The 12,236-nt window shown below is 72.3% G+C and carries 9 protein-coding genes; 4 read left to right on the plus strand and 5 right to left on the minus strand.

Translation table 11 applies throughout. The features are described from left to right. Position 1 precedes the first annotated feature (1 nt). The 5 genes from IPG72_05750 to IPG72_05770 all read right to left on the minus strand — a co-directional run bounded on the left by IPG72_05750 (position 2) and on the right by IPG72_05770 (position 7,329). The gene (locus IPG72_05750; GenBank protein MBK6768525.1) at positions 2 to 937 is read right to left on the minus strand and encodes a proline dehydrogenase family protein; all 936 of its coding nucleotides are present in this window, start codon (positions 935 to 937) and stop codon (positions 2 to 4) included. A gap of 350 nt (positions 938 to 1,287) precedes the next feature. Beyond that, positions 1,288 to 2,064 carry an SDR family NAD(P)-dependent oxidoreductase gene (locus tag IPG72_05755; GenBank protein ID MBK6768526.1) on the minus strand — a complete coding sequence of 259 codons (777 nt, stop codon included), beginning with the start codon at positions 2,062 to 2,064 and terminating at the stop codon, positions 1,288 to 1,290. Next, positions 2,061 to 2,696 carry an NUDIX hydrolase gene (locus IPG72_05760; GenBank protein MBK6768527.1) on the minus strand — a complete coding sequence of 212 codons (636 nt, stop codon included), beginning with the start codon at positions 2,694 to 2,696 and terminating at the stop codon, positions 2,061 to 2,063. Before IPG72_05760 ends, IPG72_05755 begins: the two co-directional genes overlap by 4 nt. A 141-nt stretch (positions 2,697 to 2,837) precedes the next feature. Beyond that, positions 2,838 to 5,744: a hypothetical protein gene (locus IPG72_05765; protein ID MBK6768528.1), complete on the minus strand. Its 2,907-nt coding sequence runs from the start codon at positions 5,742 to 5,744 to the stop codon at positions 2,838 to 2,840. 82 nt (positions 5,745 to 5,826) lie between these two features. Next, the gene (locus IPG72_05770; protein MBK6768529.1) at positions 5,827 to 7,329 is read right to left on the minus strand and encodes a hypothetical protein; all 1,503 of its coding nucleotides are present in this window, start codon (positions 7,327 to 7,329) and stop codon (positions 5,827 to 5,829) included. On the opposite strand from IPG72_05770, the gene IPG72_05775 reads away from it, so the two are divergent. The 4 genes from IPG72_05775 (at position 7,286) to IPG72_05790 (ending at position 12,230) form a co-directional block, all read left to right on the plus strand. Then, complete coding sequence (locus IPG72_05775; GenBank protein MBK6768530.1) at positions 7,286 to 9,583, plus strand: M20/M25/M40 family metallo-hydrolase; 2,298 nt, start codon at positions 7,286 to 7,288, stop codon at positions 9,581 to 9,583. The two genes, IPG72_05770 and IPG72_05775, sit on opposite strands and share 44 nt — an antisense overlap. 1 nt (position 9,584) lies before the next feature. Continuing rightward, entirely contained in the window at positions 9,585 to 10,403 is an 819-nt protein-coding gene (locus tag IPG72_05780) for an enoyl-CoA hydratase/isomerase family protein (GenBank protein ID MBK6768531.1), read from the plus strand. Between the two features lie 131 nt (positions 10,404 to 10,534). After that, complete coding sequence (locus IPG72_05785) at positions 10,535 to 11,671, plus strand: Mrp/NBP35 family ATP-binding protein (GenBank protein MBK6768532.1); 1,137 nt, start codon at positions 10,535 to 10,537, stop codon at positions 11,669 to 11,671. 16 nt (positions 11,672 to 11,687) lie between these two features. Beyond that, on the plus strand, positions 11,688 to 12,230 hold the full coding sequence (locus IPG72_05790; protein MBK6768533.1) for a hypothetical protein: 543 nt from the start codon (positions 11,688 to 11,690) through the stop codon (positions 12,228 to 12,230). The last annotated feature ends 6 nt before the right edge of the window (positions 12,231 to 12,236 follow it).

Below are 12,236 nucleotides of genomic sequence, written 5' to 3' on the forward strand. Positions count from 1 at the left end.
CCTATGCTTCCCGCATCACGTTTCGCAGGATGAACCCGACGTTCTCCGGCCGCTCCGCCAGTCGCCGCATGAAGTACGGGTACCACTGTTGGCCGTACGGAACGTACACCCGCATCCGGTACCCTTCGCCGGCCAGCTGACGCTGCAGATCGCGACGGATGCCGTAGAGCATCTGGAACTCGAACGCGTCGCGCGGCACACCGTGCTGCGCGGCGAAGGCCTTCGCGACGTCGATCATCGCCGGGTCGTGCGTCGCCACGGCGGCGTACGTGCCGTTCGCGCGTGCGTCGGCCGCCAGCAGGCGCGCAACGAGCGCGGCGTAGGCGGCGTCGACCTCGGCCTTGTCCTGGAACGCGATCTCGTCCGGCTCGAGGTAGGCGCCCTTCACGATCCTGACGTGCGCGCCCGCGGCGGCCAGCGCCTCGGCGTCGGCGGCCGTGCGATGCAGGTAGGACTGGATGACGATGCCGAGGTGCGGGAAATGCGTTCGTGCGGTATGGAAGATCCGCAGCGTGCGCGCCGTGTACGGCGAGCCCTCCATGTCGATACGGACGAACACCGGTGGCGACTTCGTCGCCGCCCGTTCGAGGATCCGTGTGAGCTGCTCGACAGCGACGTCGTCGCCGAGATCGAGGCCGATGGCGGTCAGCTTGAGCGAGATCCCGCTGTGGATGCCGGCCGCCCGGATCGCATCGACGGCCTCGATATAGGCGTCGGCCGAAGCCGCGGCCTCCGCCAGCGTGGCGACGTTCTCGCCGAGATAGTCCAGCGTCGCGGACAAGCCCTCCTGGTTGAGGGCCTGGACTGCGGCGACGGCCTCGGCCACGGTCCGCCCGGCCACGAACCGGCGCGCGCCGGTCCAGGCCAGCGGGCTCTCCGTCATGAAGCGGGCCAGCCGCTTCGAGCGCGATAGGGCGAGCAGGGCCTGGCGCATCATCGGCACGCGATCCCCCCCAGTTTGGCGACTCGCCGGTCGTGTGACCAACCGGCGCAAAGACATCAGACAGGAAGCGCAACGGCCGGCGATTGTAGACCGGCCCGCGCCGGAACGCGACGCCGCGACGGACTTCGCCGGGCGCGTGTAACCTTCGTTGCCGCACGCGTGTCACCATCCACCGGGATCGCGCCAGCCATGCACGAGCGGCCGGTCCATTGGATCGATTCAAGCGGAGCGGCGCGTGGCGCCACGTGTCAGTCACGGCGCGCCGTTCCGGTTCCCCCCTTCGTGCTCGCGGTCGCGGCCATTGGTCGCGACCGCGACACTTAACAGGGCATGACGTGCCCCGTTCAGGCGCGCACGTTCGTCCGCTTGAATGCCCACTCGGGCACCAGTCGCACGATGACGGTGACCGGTCCCCACCACCACGGCACGTACGCCACGTCCGTCCGCCGGCGCAGCGCGTGGAACGTCAGCGTGCCTGCCCGCTCGGCGCCGACGAACCACGGCCTGCCACGCTTGTGCGCCGTCATCGGGGTCCGCACCGGTCCCGGGCGGATGTCGACGACGGCGACGCCCAACGGGTGAAGGCGGCTCCGCAACCCCTGCAGGTAGGTGCTCACGGCCGCCTTGGCCGCGCCGTACAGGTAGTTCTCGCGCCGGCCCCGCTGGCCGGCAACGCTCGTGATCACGCCGATCGTCCCGCCGTGCGCCGCCACCATGTGCGCCGCCAGCGGCACGAGCAGCGCCAGGATACTGGATGCGTTCGCCTCGAACGCCCGCAGCGTGGCGGCGACGTTCCGATCGCACTCCGCCTGGTCCGGCAGGATGCCGTGCGCGATCAACGCCACGTCGATCCGGCCGAGCGCACCGGCCGCCGCGGCGATGACGTCGTCGCGTTCCTCGGCCGACAGGACGTCGACGACGATCGCGGTCACGGCGGCTGCGCCCGCTGCCCGCAGCTCGCGTGCCACCCCGTCGAGCTTGGCGCCGTCGCGCCCCGTGACGACGAGGCGCGCACCCAGCGCGGCGTAGTGCCGGGCGACGACGGCCGCGATCGCCGACGTCGCGCCGACGATGAGCACGCCGGGCGCCGGCCGCGCCGCTGCCGGAAACGGTTGCGTCACTCGAGGCCCGTCGCCGTGGCCTGCGCGCTCGTCGCCGCGCCGGCGGCCCCGTCCCGGATGACCCGCTCGATCTTGTCTGCCGCTCGCCCGATCCCGGCGTCGCACCGCCGCCGCGCCTCGTCGAGCTCGACCCAGGCCAGCGCGTGGCTCTCGGCCTCGACGTGCGCCACGTCGGCCGGCCGCGTGGTCGTGAGCAGGAACCGCAGGTCGAAGTGGAGGTGGGCCGGTTCCGCGCCCGCGGGCGGGATGGGGTGCACGTCGACATCCAGCAGGAGCGGTCGGCCTGCCGCGTCGCAAACGGCGGGGTGGAACACCAGATGGTCCAGTCCTGACTCCTCGATGGCCTCGCGCAGCGCCACGGCCGCCGCGTCCGCTTCGCCCTCCGCGTGCCCGCCGAGCTGCAACCAGAGGCCGAGCCGTCGGTGATGCACCAGGAGCAGCCGCCCGTCGCCGTCGACGACGAACGCGGATCCCGTGAGGTGACCCGGGAGCGTGCGGCGGTCGAACGGCTCCGTGGCGGAATCGACGAAGGCGCGGATCCGCACCAAGCTGTCGGCCTCGGCGCCGTCAGAGGGGCGGTGGGCGGTCAGCAGCGCGTCCAGGGTGGCGCGATCAGTGGCTGAAATGGGCATCTTGGCTCGCTGGGGTGCGGCGTCACGTGCACGCATGAGCGCGCAAGTGTAGTCGAAGCAACGGCGACTGCCGCCGACTGGCGCCGTCCAGCGCCGCCTGCCGGCGACGGCCACCGCCTGCCGCCGATGGACCGGCGCGGCTCACGACCCGGACGTGACCGGGATGCGGATGCGCACGGCGTCGTTCGGCAGCCGCCCGTCCGCGCCCGTCGCCGGCAGGCGCGCTCCGTCGACCGGTGTGTACAGGCCGAACTCGACGTGTTCGGCGAACGCCGCGCCGGCCGGCAGCGGGATCGTGACGTGGTCGACGATGACGTCGCCGCGCCGCCAATCGCGGGTCGGCGCGTCGCCGGCCGCCGGCGGGCCGTCCAGCTGGGCGATCGGTGCGCCGGCAGCGTCGAGCACGTGGCGGAAGACCGTGGCGTCGATCCCGATGCGCCCTGTGGCCCGCCAGACGAGCGTCACGTGGATCGCGCGTGCGCCGTTGGGACCGATCACCCGACCGGCGCCCGCCGAATCGAGGACGATCTGGTCGCCGAAGCGCACAGGCATTGCCGCCGCGGCCGGCCCAACGTCGACATCGTCGCCAAGCGGCGGGAGGACCGCAGGGCCCGTCCGCCGCAGCGGATCGATGCGCACCTCGCGCAGTGACACGATGTCGCTGCCGTCGAGCGCGGTGAGGCGTCGACCGGTGTCGTCGTCGAACAGCCCGGCGATGAGGTGCACCGTGATCGGGCCGGCATCGGGGGCCGGGGCCAACCGGTGCATGTCGACGATGAAGCGATCCGTCGGCCACGTGCGGGTCGGCCGCCCGCCCGGATCGGTGGACGTATGGTTGGCGACGACGTCGGCGGTGCCTTTCGTCACCAGCTGAACGAACGGGCGATAGCGCCGGTCCGTCGGGCGCAGCGCGCGCCAGTAGAGCCGCACGACCATCGTGTCACCGGCACGGACGGCCCCGGGCGCGTCGAATCCGAGCAACTCGATCGCCGCCGGCCCGCCGTCGTCTCCGAGGGCGACGTGCAGCGGCACGTCCATCGACGTGGGCGAGGCGACGGGCGATCGCGGGGCCAGGAATGCGGATCGGGGCAGGATGAAGGCGCCCGTCGTACCTGCCGCAACGAGGCCGATGGCCAGCGCGACGCGCGACCGTGGCCCGAGGTCGTCGCCGTCCGTCCCACCCGCGCCGTCGCCCGTCCGCGCCCCGCGGCGTCGAACGAACGCCGCGACGCCAACGGCCAACGCGAACAGCCACGCGACCATGCTCACCGTGCCCGCCCCGCGGGCGAGCGGCGTCCCTGTGAACCGGGCCACGATGTGGCGTTCTTCGGCCGAAGCCGGCAGCGAGACGACGAGCGCGCCGTCGTCGTCTGCGTCGCGCTCGTTGCGCACCGCCCGGCCGCCGACCGTCGTCCGCCAGCCCGGGAACCCGAGCTGCCGCAGGCGGAGCACCGTTGCCGGGCCCGGACCCACGACGATCCGGCTGTCGTGGCGGCCGACGGACTCGGTGGCCGCGGTCACGCCAACAGGCAGCCGCGCTCGGTCGACATCGACCCACCACCGACCCTCGGCGTACGCGGCGAGGGCGGCGTCGGACGGCGGCGACGCAAGGTCCACCTTGGCGCCGTGCGGCAGGTACTCCATCGAGCTCGTTGTCCCGACCGGCGCGTCGCTCTGGCGTTCGGCGGGCACCGCCGCGCGCGCCGTCGCGTCGACGAGCGGCGCGGCGGAGCGGATCGGCACGAGCCACGGCAGCGCGTTGGCGCCCAACAGCGCCAGTCCGAGGGCAAGCCCGCCCGCCCGCCGCCGCTCGGGAAGCCAGAGCAGCGCCGCACCCGCCGCCGCCGCGAGCAGCGGCTCGGCGACGGCGAGCACGCGCCACGGGAACTGCACGAGCCCGATCAGGTCGGAGCTGCGCCACAACGGCGCGGCGAACGGCAGCGTGAGGAGCGTCGCACCGAGGCCGATCGCCGTGAAGCCGACGAGTCGGCGGCCGTCCTTGGACCGGCGTCGCGACGCGCGCACGGCCGCCGCGACACCCGCGAGCGCCAGCACGGCCGGAACCGGGCCCCAGCCGTGGTGGAACGGCCACGAGTGGGCGGTGCGGTCGATCCGGCCGAGGGGGCGAACGAGGTCGACGACCGGAACGAGCGCCGTCGAGGCGTCGAACATGCCGCTCCCGGCCTTGCCGAGCTGGACCCGGGGCGCGTCGACGACGGCGGGGAGCCAGTAGACCGCGCCAAGGAGGGCCGCGAAGACAAGTCCGCCGGCGACGCCAAGGGCGGCGCGACCGAGCGCGCGGCCCACACGCGGCGAAGCGCCCTCGCCGGTCAACTGACTTGGCCGCGATGAGGGCAGCGACCCGCGGGGTCGACCGGACGGAGGCGCTCCGAGCGAGAGGAAGCACTCGCTGCCCGCCAGGACACCGGCGAGCGGCAGCACCAGGACCGTCGTCACGTGGTGCGTGAGCACGATGAGCGCGAGCGGGACGCCGAAGCGGACTGCGGTCCGCAGCGTCGGCGTCCGCACCGCCTCCACCGCGCCGGCGAGCACCCAGGGCACAAGCGCCACGGCGAGGAGCTGCGGCACGTTGCCCTGCACGTGCACCTCGAACAACCGAACCGGGCTGAACGCCGCAACGCCGGCCGCGAGGAGCGCGGCGGACGCGGGCAACGCCGTCCGTGCCAGGCGGTATGTCCCGGCGGTGGCGAGCGCCCAGGCCGCGCCAATCAGAGCAACGTTGGCGGCGAGCGGACCGGCGCCGGCGGTGATGAGCGCAGCGGCCGCGAGCGGCGCGCCGGGTGGGTAGAAATGGTGGATCGGATAGCCCCAGCCCTGGACGAAGTGGGGCGCCCAGCGCGGCCAGCCGGGCGCGGCGGTGAACAGGTAGGCCACTGAGAGCGCACGGTGGACGTGCAGCGCGCCGTCCACGGTGGAAGGCAGGCCTTTGGCCAGGGCGATGAGGGCGGGCGGGAGGGCGATGAGGGCGGCGATGAGCGGGTTCGAGAGGCGGTTGGGAAGACCGGGGAGGCGGGGGAGACGGCGCATGCGGGTAGGGTAGCGCAAGGCACCCTGCAGACAGGGTTGGCGGGCACGTTCTCGCGCGGCGGCGCATCGCCGCCGCCTGGCGCTACGGCACCGCCAGCCCGAGGTACGTCGCCGGATCCGTCCGCCGCCCGCCGCGGTCCGCGGTCGGATAGTCGTTCACGAGGACGACGACCGGGCCGTCGGCGGTCACGACGGCGCCGCCGAACGTGCCGTCGCGGAGCGCCGGAACGGCCGGTGGCCACCAGTTGACGGAGTCCTCCGGCTCGATCGTGGCCTGGCAAACCGTGCAGCCCGTCACGGCGCGCGAATCACCCGATCGTGGGTCCGTCACGCTGAACGCGATCTCGACCTCGACCGGATCGAGTCCCGGGTTCATCACCTGGATGCCCGTCGAGAGCCCGACGTGGTTGCGGCGCCAGAGCGGCATTGCCACCTGTGCCGCCGCTTCGCCCAGTCCTTGCGCCACGAACGCCGAAAGGAGAACGTCGGCGGTGCCGTCTGCCGCGGTCGCATCGTAGACCATGGCGACGACGCGCTCGTCGGGGCCGGATGTCGTGATCCGGGCGGAGCCGAAGCAGTTCGTCGGTACGTTGTGCCCACCGCCCGGCGCCTGCCGGAAGACATGTCGGCCGCCGGCAGGGACGACGGTCGGCGGATGGTGGAACGTCGCGCCGCGGCAGACCGGGGAGGCCGCATCGTTGAATGCGCCCGTAAACGCGATCGTGACCTCGACATCGCTCGGTCCGGGGTTGACGACGACGATGCGGGTGCTCAGCGTTTCGCGTGCGCGCGCGCCGCGTTGGGCGCTGCGGAAGAGGGGCACGACGAGGTCGTTGGCGGCCGCCGCGTCCGGCAAGGCCTCGAACGCCGCGACCGTCCGCGGTTCGAGCCCAGCCGGTTCGCCGACCTCCCACACCTGAACGGCCAGCGGCGAGCCGTCGCTCTCGACGGCGAGCCAGCCCTCGAACGGACCGAGCGATTGGTACGCGGCCTCGAAGTCGGCCCAGATCCGCCGCGTCGTCCCCACCGGCAGTCGGAACCGCGTTGTCGTCGCCACAGGTGCGCCGCCGCCGGTCGTGTGGAGCGTCGCGACAATCTCGGCGTCCCGCGTGCCGGCGTTGGCGACCGCGGCCATCGAGCTCCGTCCGAGCGTCCGCCGGACGAAGCTCGGCACGAGAACGCGGCGCGCCGGCTGCGGGCCGCCGGCGATGCCCGCGCCGCCGTCGTCGAACCAGTCCGTGCGCACGATGGCCCCCAGGGCGGCGTCGGACGCGACGCGCAGGCCGAACAGGCTCGGGGCGGCATCGATGGGGTCGAGCACGGTCGGCAGGTAGACGTTCGGCGCTCCGAGGACGTCGGCGAACAGGTCGAGCGTCAACACTTCGGCGCCGTCCTCGTCGACGAGGACGGCCGTCAGGTCCGTCGGCTGCGCGGACAGGTTCTGCAGCTGGATCCCGCTCTGCACGTTGGCCGGTGAGAGCCATCGCCCGTACGCGGCGAACGGCAGGATCTGGCCCGGCGCAAGGACGGGCGGCGGCAGCGTGCTGGTCGGCTCCGGCACCGTCGTCGGCGTGGCGGTCCGCACGGGCGTCGAGGTCGGCGGCGGCGTCGTCGCGCTTGCCGTTGCCGTCGGCGTGCCGGACGGCGTCGGCGGGGCGGTCGACGTTGCGGTGCGGCTGGCGGTCGGCGCGGTGGTGGATGTCCGGCTGGCCGTTGCCGTGGCCCCTTCCGTCGGCTCAGGAGTCTCGGCGGTCGGCGGATCGCTCGTCGCCGTCGCGGGCTCGGCCGTGGCCGGTGCCGTGGCGGTGCGTGTCGCCGTGCGCGTGCGCGAAGCGGTCGGCGATGGACTCGCGGCCGACGTGGTGGACGCCGTCGGCGTGCTGCTTGGCGTCACGAGCGGGTTCGGGCCGACGGTCGGCGAGCGGGTGGCCGTTGGCGAGGCGGACGGGGTGAGCGTCTGCGTCGGCGCCGTCATCGTTGGCGTACCCGTTGGGGCGACGGTCGCGGTGACGGCGATCGTCGCGGTGACCGATGGTGTCGTGGTGGCCAACGGCGTTGCGGTGACGGACGGTGTCGCCGTGACCGATGCGGTTGCGGTGACGGACATTGTCGGGGTGACCGAGGCCGTCGGCGTCAGCGTCACGGATGGGCCGAGCGAGAGCGTCGGCGTCACGGCCGGCGTGCCGCTGGACAGCGGTGCGACGGCGAGGGTCGTAACCGGGCGGATGGCGGCCACCGCCAGCGCCGCACCGGCCGCGCCGAGGAGTACGGCCGCGCAGAGGGCGCCGCCGATCCGCGAACTCCACAGCGCCGCGTCGGGTCGATGCGACCGAATCACCCTCACGCTCCTCGTCGGGCCACGTTCGGCCATGTCCTGGGTTTCGATCTCCATCGGGAGTGAAGACGCCCACCGCGAGTCGACGATACGTCGCGCGCTATACTCCAGCGCTTCCGCGTCGGGCGGCGAGCGCCGGCCGGCGCTCCGGGACCGCCAGAAGGACACAAGGGACCGAAGAATCGTGCAATCGCCAGAAACGTCAACGACCGTCGCCTCCGGTGCGACCTCCCCGGCCCTCTCCCCGGCCCTCTCCCCGGCCCTGTTGGATGCGCTGCGCAGCCACCTCGAGGCGCGCCTGCCGGACTACATGGCGCTGCTGAAGGAGATGGTCGACATCAATAGCTTCACCCGCAATCCGTCGGGCGTCAACCGGCTCGGCGAGTTGACGGCGCGGCGGTTCGTCGACCTGGGATTCGACGCCGAGACCGTCGCGAGCCGCAACCCGGCTTACGGGAGCCATGTGGTGCTCACGCGACCCGGCACGAGCGGCCGGAAGATCGGGCTCGTGACGCACCTTGACACCGTGTTCCCCGCCGACGAGGAGGTCGCCAACGGCTTTCGGTTCCGCGTCGAGGGCGATCGGATCTACGGCCCGGGGACGGTGGACATCAAGGGCGGCACCGTGTTGATCTACATGGTCATGGACGCGCTTCGCGCCTGCGCGCCGAACGTGTTCGAGGCCGTGACGTTCGATGTGCTGCTCGACGCTGCCGAGGAGGCGATGTCGCCCGATTTCGGCACGTTGATGCGCGATCGACTGGCCGGACCCGCCAACGACAGCGTGGCGTGCCTGGTGTTCGAGGGCTGTCGCGTGGGCGACGAGGGCTGGCAGCTCGTGACGCGCCGCAAAGGGATGGCCGTGGCCAGCATCACGGTGGAGGGCCGCGGTGCGCACGCCGGCGGGGCGCACGGGCAGGGCGCGAACGCGATCGTCCAGCTGGCCCGCCTGATCGACCGGGCGGCGGCGCTGACGGACCCGGCGCGCGGCCTGACGGTGAACGTCGGCACCGTGACCGGCGGAACGGTGACGAACCGGGTGCCGCATCACGCGCGCGCCCGCCTCGAGATGCGCGCCGAGGACCCGGCGGTGCTGGCCGAGGCCGTCGAGCATGTGCTCGGGCTCGGCGCGCACGTCGACGTCGCGACGGCCGACGGCACCTTCACGTGCCGCGCCGACGTGCAGATCGAGTACGACATGCCGGCCTGGCCGACGAATCAAGGGACGGAGCGACTGTACCGGATCTGGGCGGCGACCGCGGGCGCAGTCGGCGTGACCGCCGCCCCGGAGGCGCGCGGCGGGCTCTCGGACGGCAACTGGACGTGGGCGTTCGTGCCGACGCTCGACGGACTCGGACCGCACGGCGACAACCTGCACTGCAGCGAGCTCGATCCGGCCGCCGGCAAGACACCGGAGTACGCGACGGCGTCGTCGTTCGTGCCGAAGGCGGTTTGGAACGCGCTGGCGCTGTGCCGGTTGGCGGCGGAGGAGAGGTTGGCCTGACATGACGACCCCCGCCGACCGCTACGCTGCCTTCGTGCACCTCACGTTCGACCGCCCGCTGCCCGGCGTGCTTCGAATCACGATGGCGCGCCCCGACCGGCTGAACGCGGCCGACCACGGCATGCACCGCGACCTGGCGTACGTCTGGCGCGCGATCGACGACGATCCGGACGTGCGGTGCGTCGTGCTCCGCGGGGCGGGGCGCGGCTTCTCCGCCGGCGGCGACCTCGATCTCGTCGAGGACATGGCGAACGACTTCAATGTGCTGGCCCGTGTCTGGAAGGAAGCCCGCGACCTCGTCTACAACGTGATCAACTGCGGCAAGCCGATCGTCAGCGCGATGCACGGTCCGGCTGTCGGCGCCGGCCTCGTGGCCGGGCTGCTGGCCGACGTGAGCATCGCCGCCCGCACCGCCAAGATCATCGACGGGCACACCCGCCTCGGCGTGGCCGCGGGCGACCACGCGGCGATCGTCTGGCCGCTCCTGTGCGGGATGGCGAAGGCGAAGTATCACCTGCTGCTGTGCGAGCCGCTGTCCGGCGAAGAGGCCGAGCGGATCGGCCTCGTCAGCCTCGTCGTCGACGACGATCAGCTCGAGGCGAAGTCGCTCGAGATCGCGCAACGGCTGGCCGACGCTGCGCCGACGGCGGTTCGCTGGACGAAGTACGCGCTGAACAACTGGCTCCGGCTGGCCGGCCCGACGTTCGACGCTTCGCTCGCGCTGGAGTTCCTCGGCTTCACCGGCCCGGAGATTCGCGAGGGGCTGGCCAGCCACCGCGAGAAGCGGCCGCCGCACTTCGAGGCGGGGGCGGATATCTGACCAGTGCCGGCCGCACCGTCGACCATTGGACTGTCCTGCGATCTGACTGCGCACATCGTCCATTCGGCTATGTCTAATCGGCTATGATGTAGCGGCCCCCGCGACGTTCCCTCCCGTTGGAGTCACCCCCCATGTTCGGTCTCGGCAAGAGCCAATCCACGTCGATCAGCGAAGCGGACGTCATCGCTGCGCTGTCGACGGTCAACGACCCGGAGCTGCACCGCGATCTCGTCAGCCTCGGCATGATCCGCGACATCGCCATCGACGGCGGCCGCGTCGCGTTCACCGTCGTCCTTACGACACCGGCGTGCCCGCTGAAGAACGTCATCCAGCAGGACTGCGAGAATGCGCTGAAGCGCGACATCCCGGCCGTGGAGACGGTGCATGTCCAGTGGGACGCCCAGGTGCCGCGCGACAGCCGTCTTTCCAGCCGCGTTGCCGTGCCGGTTCGCAACGCGATCGCGGTCGGCAGCGGCAAGGGCGGCGTCGGCAAGAGCACGGTGGCGGTCAACCTGGCGGTCTCGCTCGCCCAACAGGGCGCCACCGTCGGCCTGCTTGACGCGGACGTCTACGGGCCGAACGTGCCGATGATGATGGGCCAGCGCAAGGCGCGTCCGGTTTCGAAGGACGGCAAGCACATCGAGCCCATCGAGGCGTACGGTGTGAAGATGATCTCGATCGGCTTCCTCGTGGACGAGCAGACGCCGCTCGTGTGGCGTGGACCGATGCTCCACGGAGCGCTGCGCCAGTTCCTGGGCGACGTGAACTGGGGCGACCTGGACTACCTGATCATCGACCTCCCGCCCGGCACCGGCGATGTCCAGCTCTCGCTCACGCAGGCGATGCCGCTGACGGGCGCCGTGATCGTCAGCACGCCGCAGGCGGTCAGCCAGCACGACGTCGTCAAGAGCATCGCGATGTTCCAACTCGAGCAGATCGACGTGCCCGTCCTCGGTGTGATCGAAAACATGAGCGGCTTCGCTGCGCCGGACACGGGCACGGTGTACGATATCTTCGGCGCCGGCGGCGGCCGCGAGGTGGCCGATCAGATGAAGGTCCCATTCCTCGGCACGATCCCGATCGACATGGCCGTCCGCCAGGGCGGCGACAGCGGCGTGCCGATCGTCGTCGGCGCGCCGGACTCGCCGGCGGCCCGGGCGATCACGCAGATCGCGGCCGAGCTGGCCGGTCGGATCTCCGTCCTGACGCTGTCGCGCCCGAAGGAGCGGACGTTCGCCGCCGACCCGGATCTCGCGTTCGTCGGATGATGTGAGGAGTACCCCCATGAACCTCCGCCGCGCCCTCTCGCCCGGAACCGCCTTCGGCCTCGCCGTCTGGGCGATGGCCGTCCGCCGACTTGCGTTCGCCCACCTGGCCGTGGTCCACGAGGGCAGCCCGAACCCTACGACACCGCGCACGATCGACGACGTGACGCTGGCCCAGGCGTTCTACGCCCGTCTCGACCGAGGCGCGCGCGATCACTACGCCTTCCGGGTGGCCGACGATGTGGCAGGCCGCTTCATCCTCCTCGTGCCGGCCACGGCCTACGACAGCGGTTTCCGCGCCGACGTCGTGCTGACAGGCCCCGGCCTTCCCGATGAAGGCCGCCCGCTTTCACCGGCCGGCGACTCGCCGATGACGATCGCCGGCATCGACTACCGGCTGGCCGCCGCGCTGAGCCCCGACCTCGGCCCGGGCGACTATCGCGTCGAAGTCCGGTCGACCTCGGACGCAGACGGCGTGTACAGCCTGTGCGTCGGCGACCGTGAGGCGGGGGCGGCGGATCCGGTGACACGAGCGCGCGTTCGCGCCCTGATCGGCGTGTAGGGGCGC

The organism is Candidatus Avedoeria danica (assembly GCA_016703025.1).
Classification (GTDB): domain Bacteria; phylum Chloroflexota; class Anaerolineae; order Epilineales; family Epilineaceae; genus Avedoeria; species Avedoeria danica.